Below are 21890 nucleotides of genomic sequence, written 5' to 3' on the forward strand. Positions count from 1 at the left end.
ATGGGTTTGCCGAATTATGCATCCATAGGCGAGAGAATTGCCTACGCTGGGTATTTGGTTTTTTGCGGCTTGGTGCTGTTTTTCCTTATCGCACCGATTCTAACCATCATTCCTCTGTCGTTTAATGCCACACCTTATTTTACCTTTACTGAGGGCATGCTGAATCTTGATCCCGAGGCGTATTCAGTGCGATGGTTTCAAGAGATGTTCACTAACGAGCAGTGGTTGTTAGCGCTCAAGAACAGCACTTTCATTGCTTTGATGGCGACTTTGATTGCCACAGCGCTTGGCACATTAGCGGCACTAGGGTTAGCCAACAGTAATTTGCCGTTTCGCAATGCCATCATGGCGCTACTGATCTCGCCAATGATTGTTCCGGTGATCATTTCGGCGGCAGCTATGTATTTCTTCTATACGCGCTTAGGACTGTCCCAGACTTACATCGGCATCATCTTAGCTCACGCTGCACTTGGTACACCGTTTGTGGTGATCACGGTAACGGCAACTCTAAGTGGTTTTGACCACAGTTTAGTTAAAGCCGCTGCTAGCCTTGGAGCGAATCCGGTGTATACCTTTAGGTATGTGACTTTTCCTCTAATACGTCCAGGTATGATCTCCGGTGGCTTGTTTGCTTTCGGTACTTCGTTTGATGAAGTGGTGGTCGCGCTGTTTTTAACGGGGGCGGAGCAAAAAACCGTACCAAGGCAAATGTGGTCTGGCATTCGTGAGCAAATCAGTCCTACCATACTCGCCGTCGCGACACTGTTGATTTTTATGTCGGTGTGTCTGCTCGTCACGCTAGAAATACTGCGCAGGCGAAACGTGCGTATCCGTGGCATTCAAGAATAAATCTGGTTAAAGCAACAAGCCATTTTGCGGTTACCCTGAGCTTTCTCTGCAAAGAATTACTCACTTTTTTGACCGAATGCGCCTCCTTGTGGGCGCTTTTTTCGTTGAATACTGACGCTTTGCTCAGTTATGAGAGCTCGTACTTTCAAACCGGACTTTTGTCCTGAAACTTTGTCCTGCTTCCTCATTATGATTGCGCCATCAGAACGAACGAGGAAAACATTATGACTGCTCATATCGCAGGTTCTGCGGAAGATTTTGCTTCAACTGTTATCATGCCGGGCGATCCGCTACGCGCGAAATACATCGCTGAAACCTACCTAGATGACGCCAAACTGATTACGGACATTCGTAACATGCTGGGCTACACCGGTTATTACAAAGGTCAGCGCATTTCAGTGATGGGGCACGGCATGGGCATTCCATCAATGGTGCTTTACGGTCACGAGCTGATTAATGACTTTGGTGTGAAACGCATCATCCGAATCGGTAGCATCGGCGCGACGCAAAAAGACGTTCACATGCGTGACGTTATCCTAGCCCAAGCGGCAGGCACAGATTCACCGACGAATGCTAAGCGCAGCAGTGGCTACCATATGGCAACGTCTGCAACGTTTGAACTTCTGCATAACGCTTACATGTCTGCGAAAGAGAAGGGCATAGATGTCAAAGTGGGTAACATCTTCACAGGCGATCTTTACTACGATCCGGATGAAGACATGATCCCAGCCCTAGAGCGATTTGGCGTGCTTGGTGTGGATATGGAAGTCGCGGGCTTGTACGGCTTAGCACACCAATTCGGCATTGAATCGCTGGCGATTTTGACCGTGTCTGATCACTGCATTACTGGCGAAGAAACCACAGCAGAAGAGCGTCAGCTTTCTTTCAACAACATGATTGAAATTGCGCTAGAAACTGCGATTAAAGCTTAACCCTACAATTAAGTTTTCTTTGAGAGCTGGCTCGCTGGCTTTCTCTAATACTAAGAACATCTATCTCATGAGCCCTTGGAGTGAATTATGAAAAATAAAATAACACTCACCGCAATTAGCTTTCTCGCCAACTTCATCATGGCGGGTTTTGCGACCCAATTTGGTATGTTGGTTGAACCGCTTGCCAACACCTTTGATGCGAACGTTAACGAAGTCGCGTCGATTTTCTCGCTGCTAAACGGCGGCGCACTTGCCGGTACGATCGCGGCTTTCTTTTTGATTGAAAAAGTCGGCATCAAACGCATGACCGTGCTGTGTTACGGTGCGATTGCCGCTGCGGCACTGAGCTTATACGTTGCGCCTTCTCTGTTTATCGTGATGCTCGGCATGACCGTGATTGGTTTCTGTGGCGGTGTCGGTCTTTGTATCGCGGGTACTATCGTGGTATCGGTATGGAAAGACAAAATTCAAAGCACCATGCTGGTGGTTCAAGACGCGACCTTTAACATTGCTGGCGTCGTCTTCCCATTGATCACCACTTATGCGCTGACGAACGCAATGAACTGGAGCATCAGTTACCTAAGCGTGGGCGTTGTGGCGTTGGCAACCATGTTTGTTGCTCTGCTGACCAACTTTAACCAATGTGGTGGTGAAAGCGGTTCTGAGCAAGAAGCAAAGTCTGAATGGAACTTCGGTATCATCAGCGGCGGCGTAGGTTTGTTCCTAGGTATGCTTGCGCTATACACATTCTTAACTTGGGCACCAATGTTCGTGAAAGAGAAGTTTGATATCCCATTTGAGCAAGCAGGCAACATCATCACTCAATACTGGTCTGCCGCTCTGGTTGGTGCGTTGGTTTCTACCGTGATTGTTTCGCGCATGAAGATTCAAACATTCCTACTGACTATCATCTCTGTTGCTATGGTGATCACTAGCGTTATCGTCACCACGGATAAACTAGAATGGTTGTCATACCTGACTTACGGTTACGGCTTTGCTTGTGCTGCGCTTTACAATGCTTTCATCGCTTATGGAGTATCGTTTGTGCGCAATGCAACTAGTAAAAACGTGTCTTACATCTTAATCAGCGGCAGTGCGGGCGCGATGTTCAGCCCAGCTATCAGTTCGGTAATGGAAAGCGTGGTTGGTCTGCAAACCGTGATGTACGCTATCCCAGTTATTTACGCAGTGGTCGTCGCAATGCTGGTGGTTTCAATGAAGTTTAAGACAGTAGAGCAAACGCAAGCCGCTTAAATTAATTAAGAGAACAAAAAGGTCTGCATTGTGCAGACCTTTTCTCATTTACGATTGAAGAACTCAGTTATTCTTCGACAAAATTACGCAGTCCGTCCAAGTCGAGAATACGTAAGCCTTTCTTTTCTTTGGCGATAAAGCCCTTGTTTTCAAGCTCTTTCACCGCGCGGCGATAAACACGATCTGAGGTGGCAAATCGCTCCGCTTCCAAATAGTTCTTTTGGAACCCATCCACTGGAAGATCATTTAAATACTGATGATAGATGTCGTATGCCACGTTGTAGGTGATTGGGTAGAGTAATCGGCGAGAAAGAATCTCCACCGTATCTTGGTAATCAATCGCGATGGCGCTGGCAAAGTAAAGCGACAGTCGAGGCTGTTCTAACAAGCATTTTTGCAGCTTTTGCGCGTCAATAATCGCAACTTCAACCGGTTCTACAGGAACAATGTCCATTTGGCAGCGGTAGCCAGTAAAGAACTCCATTTCACCAAAGACTTGTTGTTCACACTCTAGCGTGCCAAGCAGAAAGGTTTTGCCGTTTCTTGCTGTAACGCCCATAGAGATGCGCCCTGAATCGACCAAATATAAGTTTTCGACATGCTCACCTTGGGTGAGGAGCTTTTCATTTTCATCAAAAATTCGGCGCGTACAGATGCAATCTCGGATCGTTTTTTCGATGAGATGTTTATCTTCACTCCATTGCGCCTCAAAGCGTCCTTTACCTAGGGTTTGTAACTGCATCGACGTACCTTAAATCACAATACCTGCGAGCTCAAAACGTGCCATCAATGGCTTGCTCTCTTGCTGATACCAACTTGCTGGCATGTTGGATTTAAGCTGGGCTTTTTCTTGTTTGCTGATCACAACATAGCGCAAAAATGTGTCGAGTGTGCTCGTCATTATTTCAAAACTCATATCGCCATCTTTACTGATGGTTTTTAATAGTCCAGCGACCGTATCTTCCGGTATCAATGGTTCGATAACCGCATGTTTGCGCTCGGTAATTGTCTTAGAACAAGGTAGTGAAGCACGGGCAGTTTCCCAACACACTTTATTGGTTTTACTCACGAGGTTGTGTTTGTAGCAGTAATAGCTAAACAAAAAGCGTGACAGGTTCTGCCAGCGCTCAGCTTGGACTTCTAACCAAAGGTGTTGCAGCTCGATATCAGCGTCAGTCATGGGAATGTGTCAGAAAAGGAAAAGAGGGCGTAGTGTAACTGCGTTTAAGGTATTCGGAAAGTCACACGCATGTCGCCCTCTCTACGTTATTGCCTGATATTGCTTGGTCTCTTAACCCTGTCTTAACCAAGCCGCTGCTAATTTCCGTTCTCACACTGCTCCATCCTTGGGAGCGAATTCAAGTTAAGTGACGAAAACGTGTCATCTGATTGTGAGAAAGAAACATGTACAGAAAGTCTTTGGTTGCGGTGATGATTGCCGCCGCTCTTATAACCACAGGGTGCAATCCATCTTCCGCGTCTGAAGAAGCCAGTCAAGAAGGTCCGGCAGGATTTGCTCAGGTTGTAAAACTCTCTACTGTTGTTGCCAAATCCACGACTACGGCGTTGTATGAGCAAGTGCAAGGGCGCGTAAATCCCATCAAAATTGCTCAAATCCGCCCTCAAGTCGAGGGGATCATCGAAGCAAGGTTATTCACCCAAGGGGACTTTGTGAAGAAAGGCACACCCTTATATCAAATCGATGCTGACTCCTACCAAATTGAAGTCGAAACCCAGCGTGCTAACGTGGTTGAAGCTGAAAACGCTTATAAAAAAGCACAAGCGCAATATGAGCGATTGAAAAAGCTCAGTGAGACTGATTTTGCCAGTCAGCAGAACTTAGATGATGCGCGTTTTAGTGTTGGTACAGCGAAAGGGCAATGGATGAGCCGCAAAGCGCAGCTTAATAAAGCCAAACTCGATTTAGAGCGTACCGTCGTAACCGCTCCAATTGACGGTGTGATAGGTGAAGAGCTGATCACTGAAGGTGCGTTGGTCAAGCCGAGTGGCTCGTCGCCGCTAGCGGTGATTCGTAAGGTTGATCAAGTGTATCTCGATGTTCAAGTGCCGGCGTCTATGGCTTCTCGCTTAACCGATGACATCCATCAATCCGATCGCAGCTTAAAAGTGATATCGCCCAGCGGTCACATCCTCTCCGGTAAGGTGGTCTATTCCGCTGTGTATGTGGATGAAGAAACCAGCAACGTGACATTACGTGCCGTCGTAGATAACACATCACGCGGATTATTGGTTGGGCAATTTGTACGAGCACAGATCCCCGTTGGCGAAGTTGAGGCTTTTGCTATTCCCAATTTAGCCGTGAAACACAAATCGACGGGCGAGGCTTACTTGTTGGTGGTGAAAAATGGGCAATTGGAAGAACGGCTTGTTACGACCGATGGTAATACTGGCGGCATGACCCTAGTGACCAGTGGTGTCAATGAGGGAGAGCAAGTGGTGGTCGTTGGTGGTGAAAACGCTTTTCCCGGTACCAGTATCGAAACAATGGAATGGCACGACAATACTAAGCAGTTGAATGGGTAATCACTATGTCGCACTTTTTTATTCGCCGCCCCATCTTTGCGTGGGTGATCGGCATCCTTATTACGCTTTTGGGTTTAGTGTCGATTACTCAGCTCGCAGTGGAGCGATTTCCGTCGGTGAGTCAGCCTCAGGTTGACGTCTTTTTTAGCTACCAAGGAGCCTCGCCGGAAACCATCAATGACACCGTTATTTCGATCATCGAACGTGAGTTGTTTGGTACTGATGGCATTGAATCGTTTACATCCAGCTCAGATTCGACTGGTAATGGGCAGATCAGCGTGAAGTTTGCCTACGGGACTGACCCTGAACTGGCGCAAATTGCGGTGCAGAACAAAATAAAAACCGTTGAGCCTCGTTTACCTCAAGACGTAAGACAAAGTGGTTTGAATGTTGAGTCGAGTTCAAGCTCCGATCTGATGTATTTAAGCCTGTACTCCAAATCAGGCAAGATGACAGAAGGGGCATTGAGTGACTTTTTAGCGCGTAATGTGACTGATGAAATCAAGCGTATACCTGGGGTTGGTAAAGTGACGGTTTACTCTGCCGAGCACGCGATGCGTATATGGGTTGATCCACAAAAGCTAGTTTCTTATGACCTTACCATGTCTGACGTGACGGGCGCCATCAGCGCGCAAAACGTACAAATCGCTTCGGGGCAAGTAGGGCAAGAGCCTGCAAAAGTAGGGCAGAAAACCGTAACGCCGTTGACCGCGTCGGGACAGCTCAAAAACGTCAAAGAGTTTGAGAACATCATTTTGCGCTCTTCGACTGATGGTAAACAATTGCGACTTAAAGATGTGGCGCGCGTTGAATTGGGGCAAGAAAGCTATAACTTTGGCAGTCGCATCAATAGCAAATCGTCGGCAAGTATCGGGATTAAGATGATGTCAGGCGCGAATGCGGTGGCGACGTCGAACCGCATTCATGCGCGGATGAAGGAGCTCAAGAAAACCTTTCCTGAAGACATCGACTACATGGCGTCGGGTGATGCAGCACCATTTGCGAAAATCTCCATTCAGAAAGTGGTTAAGACGTTGGTTGAAGCGATGATCTTGGTGTTTATCGTGATGTACCTATTTTTGCAGCGATTTACTTACACCTTTATCCCCGCCATTGTCGCACCGATAGCCTTGTGCGGTGCGTTCGTGATCATGAAGTTGATGGGCTTTTCGATTAATGTTTTCACTATGTTCGGGATTGTTCTATCGATCGGTATCATTGTGGATGATGCGATCATTGTGGTGGAAAACGTCGAACGCTTGATGGCAAAAGAAGGACTATCGCCTTTAGAAGCGACTAAAAAAGCGATGAAAGAAATCTCCGGTGCCGTAATTGGGGTAACGGCGGTCATGGTGGCGGTGTTTGTGCCAATCTCTTTCGCTTCGGGGACATCTGGGGAAATCTATCAGCAGTTTGCGCTGTCGATCGCTGTTGCGATTTTGTTCTCTGCATTTTTGGCGCTAACCCTGACGCCAGCGCTGTGTGCGACCATGTTAAAACCCATTAAGGAAGATGCGCATAAGCGTACGGGTTTATTGGGTTGGTTTAACCGCGCGATTGAATCCTCCACCCAGCGTTATGGCTCGTTGGTGGCGAAGACAACCAATAAAACGATGCGCATGATGGGAATTTACCTCGTGTTATCGGTGGGTGCGGTGTACATGTTCCAGCAACTCAACAGCACTTTCTTCCCAGAAGAAGATCAAGGTTACTTCTTTTCGTCGATCCAACTGCCAGCCGATGCGAGCCGAGAAAGAACCTTAGAAGTGGTTTCGATTGCTGAAAAGTTCCTACTAGCTCAGCCAGAGGTGCGCGCTTCCAACGTAGTCTTAGGCTTTAGTTTTGCGGGTTCCGGCTCCGGCTCTGCACTCATGATTACAGACTTAGTCGAGTGGGATAAGCGTGAGCGTTCGAGTGCGGACATTGCCAATGCATTTAACGCGTACATGAGTGAGCACTCTAATGATGGTGCGGTGTTTGCGGCTTTACCTCCTGCAATCCAAGGGTTGGGCGCAACTAATGGTGTTAGCTTTCAACTGCAAGACCGAGCAAATAGAAGCGCAGCCGATTTTGAACAACTGAAACAGAAGTTCAACCAAGCATTGACGGCTCGACCAGAAGTGACAGGGCTGTTTTATAACGCAACTCCTTATACGGTAGGGCTGGCGTTAGATATTGACCGTGAAAAGGCAATGACGTTGGGTGTTTCGTTCTCTGACATTAGCGAAACTCTGAGCACCGCTATGGGGTCAAACTACGTCAATGATTTTCCAAATCATGGGCGGATGCAGAAGGTGATTGTGCAGGCGGACCAGAAATACCGCATGAACATCGAAGATGTTTTGGGCATTGCGGTGAAAAACAGCAGTGGAAAATTGGTCTACTTATCCGAGCTGATCAAAGCCGATTGGCAGTCCATGCCGCAACAGCTAACGCGATATAATGGTATGCAAGCGGCGGACACTTCTGCGATGGCGGCTCAGGGCTACAGCTCCGGACAGGTAATGAACGCAGTGTTAGAAGTCGCTAGCCAAGTCGATGACAGCGTGAGTATTGAATGGACCAACTTGTCTAAACAAGAACGCCAGGCAGAATCTGAAGTGGAGATCTTGTTGCTGTTCTCTTTGCTGGTGGTGTTTTTAGTGCTTGCTGCGTTATATGAGAGCTGGACCATACCAATTGCGGTTGTCTTGGTCGCACCGCTTGGGCTATTGGGCTCTGCGTGGGCGGTATCATTAAGTGGGCTGCAAAACGATATGTTCTTTAAAGTGGGTTTAATTGCCCTGATCGGTTTATCGGCTAAAAACGCGATATTGATTGTTGAGTTTGCCAACCAACAACGCAAGCTGGGATTATCGGTTGCTGAAGCAGCAATTCAAGCGGCGAAATTGAGATTACGACCAATCTTGATGACCTCTCTGGCATTTACCTTTGGTATTGTGCCACTGATGTTCGCAAGTGGGGCAAGCTCAGAGATACAGAACTCACTTGGTACAGGCGTATTTGGTGGCATGGTATCAGGGACGTTATTAGCCTTGTTGTTTGTGCCGACCTTCTTTGTGTTTGTGAACAAGCTAACCAAAACTAAGCGTTAAGTTGCGTCAATGGTTAGCCAAGTAGGAGCGATGCCACAGTAAGCTCTTGTCTAACAAGGCATTACTACGCTAGGCGATTCAAAAATAATAGGGGCGAGCGAATTCGCCCCTTTTTGCGTTCAGTTAGGGTCGTCTTAACCCAACCTTAACCTGACCCTTTTTAGTATCCACTCTCGAAAAAAGCGAAAATAATAACGAGCATGGAGAGTGGTAGCGTGACGGTTCTTATCGGTAGTCGATTTGTTTACTCTTTTCTTGATGGCACCATTGTGGATACCGAGCAAGAAGAAGAGACAAAAGTGCTTGGCAAAAACAGCAATCAGTTACTTAGTATGATGATTGAACACCCAAACCAAACTCTATCGAGGCAAACTCTGTTTGATAGAATTTGGACGGATAATGACGTTAAAGTCACTGAAGCGAGTTTGACCCAAGCCATTGCAACGCTAAGAAGGACCTTGTGCGACAATCGTCAAAAGTCTGAGTATATTCTTACTGTGCCTAAGTGCGGTTACCGTTTCATCGCTTCTGTGGAGCGTTTGCCTTCAGACAAGCTCATTGTTGATGAGAGCCTTAAGCAGCAAACACAAATCGAGATGCCTTCTTTGCATCGTGAAGAGACCACTTATGCGGTCGAGTTTTATCAAAATACCAAAAGTTGGTTAAGTAAAATTAGGGACGCTTTTGCGATATGGTAAAGCACAGTCCAACGCGTTCATTGCACCAGCTAAACAACATTTAAGGGGATTTCATGTCATCCAATCACTTACAGCTTCTCATCGTAGAGGATGATCACGACCTTGCGAGTGCTGTGATTGACTATCTCGCCTTGGAAGACATCCATTGCGACCATGTGGCGAACGGCGTGGCATGCTTGCAGATGATTGAAAAAACCGACTATGACGTGATCATTTTGGATATCAATTTGCCAAGAATGAACGGCTTAGATGTATGTGAAAAACTGCGAGAACAAGGGTTGGAAACGCCAATCATCATGCTCACAGCATTAGACTCGCTGAGCGACAAACTTGCGGGATTTTCGCGCGGGGCAGATGACTACCTTATCAAACCTTTTGCGATGGAAGAGTTGATTGCCCGAACTATTGCCTTATCTAAACGACGTAGTGCGCAAAACACCAAGTTAACCATTGCCGATCTGACCATCGATGTACAAAAGAAGACTGTGAATCGAGCAGGGCAGTCCGTTTTACTGTCTCCGATTTCTTTTAAGATATTAGAAGTGCTGATGCGTGAGAGCCCTAATCCTGTCACTCGTGAGCAGTTGATGTACAAAATTTGGGGTGAAGAACAGCCCGACAGCAACAGCCTTAAAGTTCACATGTTTAACCTGCGTCAGCGCGTCGACCAAGGGCACCAGAAAAAGCTCATCAAGACCGTGGTGAAGCAAGGCTTTGTTATCTCAGAAGGAGATGTGTCGTGAAGATCAGACCCAGTATCCGTTTATACAGTTTCTTTGCAGTATTACTCACAGGCATTACGACCATTGTGGTGTTGTCCATTTTAACGATGCACTATTTTTTCTCCGGCATGGACATCGCACTAAGAGACTCGATGTTCTCTCACGCGATCTCTATAGAGACCCAGCCAGGAGAACCAGTAAAAATCAGCGACTTTACCATTGCTTCACGTTGGCGCGATCTGCCCCAAGATGTGCGTGAGAATATTCCTCGTGATAGCTTGGAAACGAATACACTTACCAACTATTTTGTTGATGGTTCGATCTTCTCGCCACCCAAAATGGCATTGTTTGCGATGAAAGTGCAGCATAATGGCATGCTGAAATATGTCTCAGTGTCTTTCTACGACAGCACTGAGCAGTTCCCCGTTGATGATGAATTTCCTCACTTCTTCATTATTTTTTCTACCGCGTTGGTGGCGATATTGCTGTTCTATTTGGTTTTGATCATCATCTTTCGCAAGGTCACAACACCTGTTGAACAGTTAAAGAATTGGGCAAAGAACATGACGACGGATCAGCTTAGTCAGCCTATTCCAGATTTTCACTACAGCGAGCTCAACGTGCTGGCGAATATCGTTAAATCAAGCATGGAGTCAGTGCAGCAAAGTGTTGAGCGTGAGAAGAAATTTCTTGCCTACGCGAGTCATGAGCTGAGAACACCTATTGCGGTCACCAAAACCAATACCGAACTGCTAAAGAAGATGTGTGAAAAGCAAGTTGAGGTGGAAAAACAACAGGAGGTGCTCAGACGGATATCGCGTGCAAATGCGACGATGACCGACTTAACAGAAGCAATACTGTGGCTCAACCGAGGTAACGCGCCTCAAATCCCTGCCAAAGAAGTGGTGTTGGGAGATTTATTAGCCCAAATCATTGATGAATTGTCCTATTTGCTGCAAGGCAAGCAAGTAACCGTCGATATTATTACTGATCGACAACAAGTGTTATTGGTTGAACCGTTAGCGCGAATGGTTTGCACCAATCTGGTTCGCAACGCTTTCCAACACACGGCAGATGGTTTTGTGCAAGTAAAGCAAGACGGCAGCTCGGTGGTGATATTCAATCAAAGCGCAACTCAAGATGCAGAAGAGAACAATCTCGGTTTTGGCTTAGGGCTTGAATTGACTGAACGAATCATCAAGCAGAACAATTGGCTGTATAAAAACCGAGCCATTGATAATGGTCATGATGTCTTTATTGATTTTCTTCCAAATTAAGTTCGACGCTTTTTGATAATACAACCCCTCGATTTACCGAGGGGCTGTTTTAAGCAAAGTACAAACGTGGAAGCTTAACGATAAATGATCTTGATTGAACTGATCTTATCTTCAAAGCCATCGGCATTGTATGAGCCATGATCGCGGGTGTAGTAATCACCTCGGAAGTTTTTATCGACATAAAAGCGGACACGCCATCCGCGAGGGATAGAAAACGAGCTCATTTTGTCATCGAATTTGTACATACTGAGGTCGGAAATGTCATGGCTAAGCATCAGTGATGGACCTGTTTGGTGTCGATACTGATAAATCACGGCTGACGCATTATCACTCACATCACTATCACTACTGCCGCGAAGAGAGGAGCCTTCGCATTTCGCATCAGACGTTTTACAAAAGATACTGCCTTCCCCATATTGCTTTTCACAACTGCTTCGTACGTTCTGTCTTGCCTCTGCTTCAGTTCGACCTGCTTGAGAAAATGTATCCATAAAAGGTTTTAGAGAGCAAACGTAAACAAAATCACCGCCATAGCTAAGCGACGGTAAAAACAGCAATGTTCCTAACATAAATCTCTTAACCAAAGTCATATTGATAATCCTAATTTAAGTCGATCAAATAATCGCAGAATGAATACCACAACTTTGTGTTTAGGTAATGAGAACGGAGCGTTATGGCTTGAAAATTCACCTTAAAATTACACAAGCGCATGTTGTTGCTCATTATTTCGGCGATTTATTGACAAGTGCATTTCTGAGAGGAAAGAAAGGCAGCCAGAAAGCTCAACGAAAGTGAAACCATTTATGGTAAGTCACGTCGTTAAGTGATCCTGGTGAAAAAGCGCAATAGGTGAGAAATCCTTATCAAGCAAGTGAATTTTATAAAGTTCGTCTTCTGGCAGATTGAGTACTAGAAACTGAGACCAAAGCGTTTGATTGTTAATGAATTGTTTCTTTTAAAGCTCAAGGCGCTTTATATGAGAGTGCTCTTTGTCGTGAGAAGAGTAAATGGTGATGCCTAAGTGGTAACGGCATTTAAGGAACTCATCATATAGAAGAATAAAGATGGAACTAAAAAATCTCACCGTCGCAATAGCGACCTTCTTTGCTAGTACGAATGCGCTTGCTTTAAGTGAGCCATCGCAGCAAGTCACAGAAATATATCAACATCACGCTCATCAAAACGGTAATGATAGAGCGTTGCCAGATTATGCACCAACTAAGCTGCTTCCCCAGCAACCGAAACCGACCCTTCGTACCCTTTCTACTCGGTCTGCGGAGCAGGCAGCAAACGTGTGTGATGTAGAAGCTTTCACTTCGAACAGTAGCAATGATGTGCTCAACGCAATCAAAACCCAAGGAGCAAGTTGTGTTAATGCGCTTTTCTCAGCCGAGAGTCGAATACAAGAAGCGGCGTTCGAATCTGGGCACATGTACAACATTGCAAAGCACACGACCAATTTAGCGAAAGCCTACGCTGGGGGCGGCAGTGATGAGCTTGAAGCTTTGTTCCTGTATTTGCGAGCAGGTTATTACGCTGAGTTTTACAACAGCAAGGTCTCGTTTCTTTCTTGGGTGACCCCTGCAGTAAAAGAAGCCGTCGATGCCTTCGTTAACAATGCGAACTTCTATGAGAACAGTGACCCACATGGCAAGGTGCTCAGCGAAGTCATTATCACTATGGACAGTGCAGGGCTCCAGCATGCCTATCTACCACAGGTTACGCAGTGGCTCACTCGCTGGGACAGTCAATACGCTCAGAACTGGTACATGCGTAATGCAGTGAATGGCATATTTACCATTTTGTTTGGTGGTCAGTGGAATGAGCAATTTGTGCAAACCATCGGTAATCAGACTGAGCTTGTTAAAGCACTAGGGGATTTTGCACTGCGCTCGTCAGCTATCGGTGCTAGTGATGAGTTTATGGCAGCGAATGCTGGTCGTGAGTTAGGACGATTAACCAAATATTCCGGTAGTGCTTCCAGTACAGTGAAAAGCAAACTGACCGAGATCTTTGCTCAATACGAGATGTACGGTAGAGGCGATGCCATTTGGCTTGGCGCTGCCGATACGGTCTCTTATTACGCGGATTGTAGTGACTATGGAATTTGTAACTTTGAGTCCCAGTTGAAAGGTTTGGTGCTTTCTCAATCGTACACATGTAGTCCTACCATTCGTATTTTGTCGCAGAACATGACGCAAGATCAGCACGTCGCGGCTTGTTCGAAGATGGGGTACGAAGAGGGGTATTTCCACACTTCACTTGAGACAGGAAGACAGCCTGTTGCGGATGACTACAACACGCAGTTGCAGGTCAATATCTTTGATTCAAGCGATGATTACGGCAAATACGCTGGACCGATTTTTAACATCAGTACCAACAATGGGGGAATGTACCTTGAGGGCGATCCAGCAACGCCGGGGAACATCCCTAATTTTGTTGCTTATGAAGCGCCTTACGCCAACCCAGATCACTTTGTGTGGAACCTAGAGCACGAGTATGTTCATTACCTTGATGGACGATTTGACCTTTATGGTGGCTTCGGTCATCCAACTGAAAGAATCGTGTGGTGGAGTGAGGGCATTGCCGAATATGTGTCGAAGGAGAACGATAACCAAGCTGCGATAGACACCATCAAGGATGGGTCAACGTTTACGCTCAGCGAGATCTTTGAGACCAGTTATGATGGCTTTGATGTCGATAGAATTTATCGTTGGGGTTACTTAGCGGTTCGATTCATGTTTGAGCGACATAAAGACGACGTAAATCAAATGCTGATAGAAACTCGTCAGGGTAACTGGGCAAATTACAAAGCAACCATTAATCAGTGGGCAATCTTATACCAGAGCGAGTTTGAACAGTGGCAACAAGCTCTTGTTTCTGGTGATGCTCCTAATGCAGTCATAACCGCAAACAGTGAGGGTAAAGTCGGTGAAAGCATTACATTTAGCAGTGAAAACAGCACGGATGCAAACGGGAAGATCGTCAGCGTCTTGTGGGATTTCGGTGATGGCACGACCAGCACACAAACCCAGCCGTCGCACCAATATGGCAGTGAAGGGCAGTACACGATCAGCTTAACCGTGACTGATAATGATGGGCTAACCGCAAGCACGACACACAGTCTTACTATTACGGCGCAGGGCGGTTCTGATGCGCTACCACAAGATTGTGCAGTGCAAAGTAAAATTAGTGGTGGACGTTTAACTGCGGGACAAGCGGCGTGTTTGGCGACGCAACAAACCATTTGGTTGAGTATCCCAGCGGTCAATGAGCACACCAGTATGGCAATCACCACGGCAAATGGGGTAGGCGACCTGAAAATTGAGTACAGCAATGATGGTTGGCCAAACGGTTCAAATCACCATGCGTGGTCAGACAATGAGGGTAATGCTGAGTGTATTACCTTGTCCAATCAGCGCAATTACTGGGGGTATGTTAAAGTCTCTGGTGAGTTTGAAAATGCCGCGATTGTAGTGGACTTTGATACCTCAGGTTGTCGTCAGTAAACATTGTTTCTGTTAATTAAGATCAACTGGTCCTAGTAACAACAGAAAATGAAACGCCCAGCACGAGTCTACATTGTGCTGGGCGTTTTTATTCATATTGAATATCGGTTAAGACTAGAAGTGCCCCAAGTACTGCCAATCAGCGTTGTTTGGGTTCGCCTCCGTTGGCCAAGGGAAGTACCAGTACTTGCCGTCAATGAGGCGGTAGTAATGGTAACCACCACGGAAGTGGTACACGTAAATATCGTTTATCGTTCCCGTGTTGTTGTTCTCGCCCCAAACTCCCATGCGATCTTGCTTGTGCCAGTTTAAGATTTCGGCTTCAAACTTAGCTAGGTCACTGTTGAGCTCAGCAATGTACTGTTCAATATCCGTGTCGCTACCAATAAAGCGCCAATCAGCGTCAGAGGTGTTTTGAACTGGCAACGCGCTGTTCACTCCCGGACGTTTTTGCATAAAGTAACGGCGCTCACCGCTTTCATCGGTATCAATGAAAATTGCGTTCTCAGATTGACCCCATGTTGTTGAACTCGCTTGCTCCCAAGTTAGCAATTGCGGTTGATTGAAGTAGCTGGCAATGCGCTGTGCATTGTCGATGTTACTACGATCGACTTTCAGTGGGTTAAAACCAAACTGGACATGGTTTTCCGCTGAGCCTAGGTACTTCCAGCCTTCATTGTCTGCTTGGTTGGTTGGGAAATCCGCCGCAGAGATATCACGCATTAGGAAGTAATCGCGAGTGCCGGTGACTGGGTTAGGGTACACGTAAAGTGCACCAGCGCGGCGTTCTGCGCTTGTCTCACCATTGTTCAGCACACCCGCTCCGTAGTTGTCTGCTACGAACTTGTCGAAGTCAGCCACAAAGCCAAAGTCGATGCGGTTTAATGCTGCGTTGTCGGCAAACATAACTTGTTCATCAACGTATTGTTTGTAACCGTGCTCCTGACCAACAAAGATAGGACCAACAAGTTTATCTAGCGCTGGGTTTTGATCAGGGATCAAGCTATCTAGCACTTGTTCACCATTCACGTCAGTACAACTTAAGGTGACACGAGTCGGTAGTGGCAGTTGCTCTAGGTTAAAGTGGAACTTATTGCTTTGTGAGTCGTTTAATCGGCTACTTGCAACCGCAATGTTCTGTACTGATCCATCTTGGCGCTCCACAGTAACTGCACAGCTACGTTGAGAGATCATACTTGGCTGATGCATTCCACCTTGATGTCGCGCGTAACGCCAATCTGCACCGTTGTTGTGTTTCACGCCACTAAACTGCTGGCAATGGGAAGAGGTAAAGTAGCCCGCACCATCATGGCTCGTGCCAGATTTATCAAGCACGCAAAGCGGTACTTCGCCAATTTCGGCGTTCGGCGTGTAAGTCACAGCACCTTCACCGTATTTAGACAGCAATGAGTAGTCATGATCTTGAGATATCATGCGCTCACGCTGACCATTGATGTTCCAGTACATGTCTTCGCTGCTTTCACAACGCGCCATATCCGTACTGACTGTACCGACGAAGTTTGCACTTTCGCCGTTGCTTGCCGTGTAGGTGAACTGACAAATACGAGCCTGCTGGTTGTTGACCTTCATCGTCTGCCACAAATCTTGTTGAATTTGCTCGTCAGACAAAGAAGACACCGCTTGCCAGCCTTCCGGATGATAAGTTACGTCTGGTGCAGAAGGCAGCTCAAACACGTTGCCGTAGTTAGAGTAAATCAGCGGGTAAACTTGGCTTGCAAGTTCGTTACGCGGATCGTAAATGCCTAACATGGTGACGACAGGCACGCCTGCTGCAGTAGGTACTGGCGTGTCGGTTTGTGCTTCTTCGTAACTTTGGCTTTCTTGATTCCAACGAACATAACCAGTCGAGCTGTTTAGGTCGACGTTAAAGCCGTTATTGAGCCAAGTTTGTACACGGCGAGACTGAGAAGGGTGCTCTAACGTGTAATGACTAATGGTGCCCAATAGCGCGGCTTCGCCACCGGCTTGAGCGTCACGCATAAAGCGGAATTCACCCGCAAATGGTGGCACCACTTCACCACCCACATCGTTTGTCGTGGCTTCACCTGTCCAGTGTAAGTTACCGATAAAGCGGCGATGCAGAGCATCCCAACCCCATCCAGATTCCAAGTCGTGCGTAGAAGCATACCAAGGGTAGTGACCGAGACCGTAGTTATGACCCAGCTCGTGCGACCATTCGTTACCTGTTGTTGCCGTTAACGTCACGATGCCACCGCCGCCACTGCCGCCATGATCAATAATGCCGTTGGTGTACACGCCGCGGTTGGTGTGCGCGGTAATGTGATTGAAGCGTTTATTGTAAGCTTGCGAATAGCCAGCACTATCGGTAATGCCGACATTCGCGTTATTCACACCTGTAGATACCAGTGCTTTACCAATGGCTTCACGCATGTCACCGCCGTGCCAGCCACCTTCACCATCGGAGCTTGTGGTGTAAACCTTACCATTTGGCAGCGTCACTTTCGGGAAATAAGCGGCAGTGTAATCCGCCATCACCAGTTTAGATGCTGGGATTTTCTGGAAGTAATCGGCGCTGAGTTTTGCCATGTTTTTGATCATGGTGTTGCCATCACGCGGCGCCGTGAGCATACCCATGTCGATGTTTTGAATGATAAGCTCCGGCGCGCCGCCAAAGACAAGTTCATTAGCAGCTAAATCGCCTTGTCGATCGGTGTTATCGGTTAAGCGCAGTGACAAGCCTGGCTTCATCCAATCCCATTGCAGCGGCAGTGACCACGCGTGATGGGAGAATACCACTTTAGAACGTCCATTATCTGGCTGATCAGAAGCCGCAAGCGCGCTTGGTGGCAGCATTGGAAGGCGAGTGATTACTGTGCCTTCAAAGCTCAGTTCTACCCAAACTTGTTGAACGTTTTTGTCTTCTGGCGTGAATAAAAGCAGAGCTTCACGGTCGATCACCAAGTCAGGGAACAGGTTCACATCATTTTGATTCGGGGCGGTGGTAGTATGGGTTTGAGCAAAATGGATAGAACCAGTCAAATCGCCATTCAAGTGATTTACTAGCGGCAATTCGTCTGCGTAACCAAGGCGTGCTGCACTTGTCGTGAACTCAATTTTTTGTGGCTCGATACAATCAATCGCATTGCACGAAGAAAGCTCCGCCGTGTAGCGAGTGTCTGGTTTCAGGTTACCAATGAACAAGCCAGATTGAACGTTGTCATAACGAACGGGCTCTGAACCTGATTCGGTCAACGTCAAAACCACATTGTCATTCGCGTTTTGCGTAGCCCATTTTAGCTGAACACCTTGATCTGAAATGCTGGCTATGTTCAATGCATTGATGCTTGGCGCAGATAGGTCACCACAGTCAGAAGTCTCGACGTTTTGAATCATATCTGACTGCCAAATGTATTCGCCATTTGGACCCTTAGAGCCTCGGGCTGCAGGGATATATTCTACGTAGCAACCTGTGTCGTCTGGGTTCATCACACCAAACTCTTTGTGGATCAGGTAGAAACCACCGTTATACCAAATAAATTCCCATTCCGGACCGACGAAGTCCACTACGTTGCGATAAGCTTGGTCTTGCTCTCCAAACATAAAAGGAAACTTAGGGTAGTTATCGAAGTTAACCCAGTATTCATGTCCTTGGAAATTTAGATAGGTTTTGCCATCACGTTGATAGGTGTCTTGACCTTTGTCTGCTAACTGCTTGAGCATTTCAATGCGTTCAAAGGTTTGATTTCCGATTTCGAACAAGGTTAGGTCGTGGTTCGCGTTTGCGAAAGCGGCTGTACTTCCTAGGAGTGAAGAGATCAGCCAAGCGAGCGTATTTTTCTTCATATGAGACTCTACTTTTGCCAATGGAATAGACATTAAACATGCCGCCAAAAGCTCGGCACTTAGGGGAGTTGCATCATCCATTTCAATATGAACGGATGATAAATTTGATTATCTGATGGGATTTGAGTTTTAAATAGGTGGGATAAATCGGACTTGTGACTCTGCTTCCAGCTCTGATTTGATCACGAAATCGAATTGATATCTTATGTCCAAATTCGTATTTATCTATCTATACAAAATAGGGTTCTTTATATAGTAAATTAATAAAATGCCTTTATTTTATAATAAGTTAGACTTTAAGTGAAAAAAGCCAGCCCGAGGACTGGCAATCAAACTAAGTTATTTGAAATTAACAAGAGTTTGAAATGAAAATGAAATTGGAGATGAAGAAAATGCTATTTTTCAACCATCTGGGTTGCACCTTGTAGCCAAGTTTTGTCATGCGCATCTAATGATGGGCTGAGCGCTTTGTAAACCTGGGTGTGATAGTGATTTAACCAATCCACTTCGTCTTGGCTAAGTAAGGTGACATCGAGCATGCTGGTGGCAATTGGGGCGAGGGTAATGGTCTCAAAACCGTAAAATGTGCCAAATTCGTTTTGCTCGACTTCTACGACTTTCATGATGTTCTCGATACGAACGCCGTATTCACCTTCGCGATACACGCCCGGCTCGTTGGTGATCACCATGCCTGGTTTCAGTTCCACTTCGCAATGGCTTTGCGAAAAGTTTTGTGGACCCTCATGAACATTTAAGCAAATACCAACGCCATGTCCCGTGCCGCATTTATAATCGATACCATGCTGCCACAACACACCGCGAGCCATGATGTCGAGATTGGCACCCGTAGAGCCTTTCATAAATCGAGTCTGAGTCAGTCGGATGACCGCTTTGAGCACTAAGGTGTAATCTTTGCGCTGTTTAATGGTCGGTGACCCGAAATGGAAAGTACGGGTGATATCCGTAGTGCCGCCAAGGTATTGACCGCCAGAGTCGACAAGAAAGAAGTTGGTCTCGTTGACGACGGCATTGCTTTCTTCATCGGCGGCATAGTGCATTTTGGCACCATGGGCGGCAAAGCCTGCGATGGTGCGAAAACTGTCGCTCACATAATGGCGAGTTTGACGGCGATAACTTTTTAGCTGCGCCTCAGCAGACAATTCAGTAACAAGCCCACTTGGGACTTGGTCTTCTAGCCAACTCATGAACCTGACCACTGCCACACCATCGTCCTTCAATGATCGTTCGAGATTGGCTAGCTCGGTCGGGTTTTTGCTGGCTTTCATGTCGGTGACCGGGCAAGCCATTGGCTTTAGTGAAACGTTTTGCTCAATTGCACTGACCAATAAACTGTCGGTGTAGCTTGGGTTAAACGCAAGAGAAAGCCCTTCACATTGCTGGTTCAAATATTGGCTCACGTAGTCGTAATGACGCACGCTGACACCTTGCTCGTTGAGTTGCTTTTCTATCTCAACAAGCAACTTCGCCTTGTCAATAAATGCGGTAGCGCGCGTTTGTTCCACTACAAGATATGCTTCAGATACTGGGCAGTAAGGAGTATCTGCACCGCGAATGTTTAGCGTCCACATTACATCGTCTAACGTGGACACCAATAAACTGTCAACGCGGTTGTCGCCAAGCCAAGAACGAAGGTCTGCCAGCTTTTGCCTAGTGTCTATGCCGGCAAAGGCGACAGGGTGCTCAAAGATCTTTTCAGCTGGTCTGCTAGGACGGTCATGCCAGATTGGTGTCAGTAAGTCGAGGTCGAGGATAATCTGGATGTTTTTAGGCTCAAGCGCTTGTTTGAGTTCTTGGTAAAATGCATAACAGATAGAGCGTCCATCTACCGCGATGGTACTGTTGGCTTCTAACGTGCTGGCTAACCATTTGGGAATACTTGGCGTCTCTGGTTGACGCGCTTTAAATAGGTTGAGTCCAGTACCATGAAGCTGTTCTTCAGCTTGAATGTAGTAACGACCATCGGTCCATAATCCACCACCTTGAGCAGTGATAACAACGTTACCTGCCGAGCCGGTAAAACCAGAAATCCATGTTCGACCAGCCCAATGATCCGCAGAGTATTCGCTATTGTGAGGATCGTTGTTTGTTACGATGTAGGCTGAAACGTTATAAGTTGCCATCGCATCTCGCAGCGATGAAAGGCGTTGATTTACCGAGTTTGTTGTATTCATGAAAGACTTCCTGAAATCATGTTTGAACAATAGATATGATGTTGCTCAGAGCCGATTTTTGCAGGGCTTTGCTGTCCGCAGAGTTGGGTCGCTTCTGGGCATCGGGTTCGAAAGACGCAACCGCTCGGAGGGCTGAGCGGAGAAGGGAGATCGCCGGGCAGCAATTGGATCTCGCGGTTGCGTGCTAATTGAGGGTTGGCGATTGGGACAGCAGAAAGTAGCGCTTTAGTATATGGGTGCTTAGCATCATCAAATACTTGGTCGTAACGTCCGACTTCCATTGGCTTACCCAGATACATCACCATTACGCGATCACTAATATGACGTACCACGCTGAGGTCGTGGGCAATCATGACCAGTGTCAGTCCCATTTCTTGTTTGAGGTCATCGAGTAGATTGATCACTTGCGCCTGAATGGACACATCAAGTGCGCTCACGGGTTCATCACACACCACCAAGTCTGGATTAAGAATCAACGCTCGTGCGATGCCGACACGTTGACACTGCCCACCGGAAAACTCATGCGGATAGCGGTTACGTTGGCTTGCGAGCAGTCCTACTTTGTCCATCATGGCGATGACTCGCTTTTCAACTTCGGCACGTTTAAGCCTTGGTTCGTGCGTTAGTAGTGGTTCGGCAATGCATTCTGAAATGGTTAAGCGTGGGTTTAAGCTGGCTGATGGGTCTTGAAATATCATCTGGAACTCGCGACGACGAAGGGCGAGTGCGTTTTTGCCAAAGCCACGCATATCTTCACCTTTCCACGTCAGGGTGCCATGTGTCGGCTCAACCAAACGAAGTAGGGCTCGCGCCAATGTGGACTTTCCGCAACCGGATTCGCCGACAATGCCAAGGGTTTCGCCTCGGTACACATCTAAGTCAATGCCATTCACCGCTTTGACGATCTTTCTTCGACTAGGAATGATATGGCGCGACACAGGAAAGTGGACTTTCAGGTCGCGGGCAGACAATAACACTTCTTGCTGGGTCATA

General features: G+C 46.9%; 15 protein-coding genes. 9 read left to right on the forward strand and 6 right to left on the reverse strand.

What is annotated here, in order from left to right:
* From QMY49_RS06015 to tsgA, 3 genes are all read left to right on the forward strand, one after another.
* Positions 1-849, forward strand: a complete 849-nt coding sequence (locus QMY49_RS06015; protein ID WP_283313411.1) for an ABC transporter permease — start codon at positions 1-3, stop codon at positions 847-849.
* A 221-nt stretch (positions 850-1070) separates the two neighbouring features.
* Positions 1071-1781, forward strand: coding sequence for a purine-nucleoside phosphorylase (gene deoD, locus QMY49_RS06020; protein WP_430381701.1), 711 nt, complete (start codon positions 1071-1073; stop codon positions 1779-1781).
* An 87-nt stretch (positions 1782-1868) separates the two neighbouring features.
* A complete protein-coding gene (gene tsgA / locus QMY49_RS06025; RefSeq protein ID WP_017190290.1) occupies positions 1869-3035 on the forward strand; it encodes an MFS transporter TsgA in 1167 nt (388 codons plus the stop codon).
* Between the two features lie 67 nt (positions 3036-3102).
* Here the strand turns inward: tsgA and QMY49_RS06030 are convergent, their stop codons facing one another.
* Together QMY49_RS06030 and QMY49_RS06035 are read right to left on the reverse strand one after the other, a co-directional pair.
* A complete protein-coding gene (locus QMY49_RS06030) occupies positions 3103-3777 on the reverse strand; it encodes a Crp/Fnr family transcriptional regulator (RefSeq protein ID WP_005439924.1) in 675 nt (224 codons plus the stop codon).
* Positions 3778-3786: 9 nt separating this feature from the next.
* Positions 3787-4215, reverse strand: coding sequence for a hypothetical protein (locus QMY49_RS06035; RefSeq protein ID WP_199479782.1), 429 nt, complete (start codon positions 4213-4215; stop codon positions 3787-3789).
* Between the two features lie 224 nt (positions 4216-4439).
* Between QMY49_RS06035 and QMY49_RS06040 the strand changes: the two genes are divergently transcribed.
* The 5 genes from QMY49_RS06040 (at position 4440) to QMY49_RS06060 (ending at position 11371) form a co-directional block, all read left to right on the forward strand.
* Complete coding sequence (locus QMY49_RS06040; RefSeq protein WP_283313419.1) at positions 4440-5579, forward strand: efflux RND transporter periplasmic adaptor subunit; 1140 nt, start codon at positions 4440-4442, stop codon at positions 5577-5579.
* A gap of 5 nt (positions 5580-5584) precedes the next feature.
* On the forward strand, positions 5585-8674 hold the full coding sequence (locus QMY49_RS06045) for a multidrug efflux RND transporter permease subunit (RefSeq protein WP_283313422.1): 3090 nt from the start codon (positions 5585-5587) through the stop codon (positions 8672-8674).
* A 215-nt stretch (positions 8675-8889) separates the two neighbouring features.
* Positions 8890-9372, forward strand: a complete 483-nt coding sequence (locus QMY49_RS06050) for a winged helix-turn-helix domain-containing protein (RefSeq protein WP_283313424.1) — start codon at positions 8890-8892, stop codon at positions 9370-9372.
* A 53-nt stretch (positions 9373-9425) separates the two neighbouring features.
* Entirely contained in the window at positions 9426-10115 is a 690-nt protein-coding gene (locus QMY49_RS06055) for a response regulator transcription factor (RefSeq protein WP_017818034.1), read from the forward strand.
* Complete coding sequence (locus QMY49_RS06060; RefSeq protein ID WP_239210861.1) at positions 10112-11371, forward strand: sensor histidine kinase; 1260 nt, start codon at positions 10112-10114, stop codon at positions 11369-11371. The genes QMY49_RS06055 and QMY49_RS06060 overlap by 4 nt, the downstream gene beginning before the upstream one ends.
* A 74-nt stretch (positions 11372-11445) precedes the next feature.
* Here QMY49_RS06060 and QMY49_RS06065 read toward each other — a convergent pair whose 3' ends face one another.
* A complete protein-coding gene (locus QMY49_RS06065) occupies positions 11446-11940 on the reverse strand; it encodes a beta/gamma crystallin-related protein (RefSeq protein ID WP_226982081.1) in 495 nt (164 codons plus the stop codon).
* 495 nt (positions 11941-12435) lie between these two features.
* On the opposite strand from QMY49_RS06065, the gene QMY49_RS06070 reads away from it, so the two are divergent.
* The gene (locus QMY49_RS06070; protein ID WP_283313427.1) at positions 12436-14880 is read left to right on the forward strand and encodes a collagenase; all 2445 of its coding nucleotides are present in this window, start codon (positions 12436-12438) and stop codon (positions 14878-14880) included.
* 114 nt (positions 14881-14994) lie between these two features.
* Here the strand turns inward: QMY49_RS06070 and QMY49_RS06075 are convergent, their stop codons facing one another.
* From QMY49_RS06075 to QMY49_RS06085, 3 genes are all read right to left on the reverse strand, one after another.
* On the reverse strand, positions 14995-18705 hold the full coding sequence (locus QMY49_RS06075) for a M66 family metalloprotease (protein WP_283314080.1): 3711 nt from the start codon (positions 18703-18705) through the stop codon (positions 14995-14997).
* Between the two features lie 395 nt (positions 18706-19100).
* Positions 19101-20897 (reverse strand): aminopeptidase P family protein, encoded by a 1797-nt coding sequence (locus tag QMY49_RS06080; RefSeq protein ID WP_283313429.1) that lies wholly within the window; start codon positions 20895-20897, stop codon positions 19101-19103.
* Complete coding sequence (locus QMY49_RS06085) at positions 20894-21889, reverse strand: ABC transporter ATP-binding protein (protein ID WP_009697421.1); 996 nt, start codon at positions 21887-21889, stop codon at positions 20894-20896. The genes QMY49_RS06080 and QMY49_RS06085 overlap by 4 nt, the downstream gene beginning before the upstream one ends.
* Between the last annotated feature and the right edge of the window lies 1 nt (position 21890).

Origin of the sequence: Vibrio harveyi, from assembly GCF_030060435.1 — a bacterium.
Taxonomy (GTDB): domain Bacteria; phylum Pseudomonadota; class Gammaproteobacteria; order Enterobacterales; family Vibrionaceae; genus Vibrio; species Vibrio harveyi.

Coding starts and splice junctions, on each gene's coding strand:
- QMY49_RS06030 (WP_005439924.1), bottom strand. CDS start 3,777: ATGCAGTTACAAACCCTAGGTAAAGGACGCTTTGAGGCGCAATGGAGT.
- tsgA (WP_017190290.1), top strand. CDS start 1,869: ATGAAAAATAAAATAACACTCACCGCAATTAGCTTTCTCGCCAACTTC.
- QMY49_RS06045 (WP_283313422.1), top strand. CDS start 5,585: ATGTCGCACTTTTTTATTCGCCGCCCCATCTTTGCGTGGGTGATCGGC.
- QMY49_RS06055 (WP_017818034.1), top strand. CDS start 9,426: ATGTCATCCAATCACTTACAGCTTCTCATCGTAGAGGATGATCACGAC.
- QMY49_RS06080 (WP_283313429.1), bottom strand. CDS start 20,897: ATGAATACAACAAACTCGGTAAATCAACGCCTTTCATCGCTGCGAGAT.
- QMY49_RS06070 (WP_283313427.1), top strand. CDS start 12,436: ATGGAACTAAAAAATCTCACCGTCGCAATAGCGACCTTCTTTGCTAGT.
- QMY49_RS06015 (WP_283313411.1), top strand. CDS start 1: ATGGGTTTGCCGAATTATGCATCCATAGGCGAGAGAATTGCCTACGCT.
- QMY49_RS06040 (WP_283313419.1), top strand. CDS start 4,440: ATGTACAGAAAGTCTTTGGTTGCGGTGATGATTGCCGCCGCTCTTATA.
- QMY49_RS06035 (WP_199479782.1), bottom strand. CDS start 4,215: ATGACTGACGCTGATATCGAGCTGCAACACCTTTGGTTAGAAGTCCAA.
- QMY49_RS06075 (WP_283314080.1), bottom strand. CDS start 18,705: ATGAAGAAAAATACGCTCGCTTGGCTGATCTCTTCACTCCTAGGAAGT.
- QMY49_RS06085 (WP_009697421.1), bottom strand. CDS start 21,889: ATGACCCAGCAAGAAGTGTTATTGTCTGCCCGCGACCTGAAAGTCCAC.
- QMY49_RS06065 (WP_226982081.1), bottom strand. CDS start 11,940: ATGTTAGGAACATTGCTGTTTTTACCGTCGCTTAGCTATGGCGGTGAT.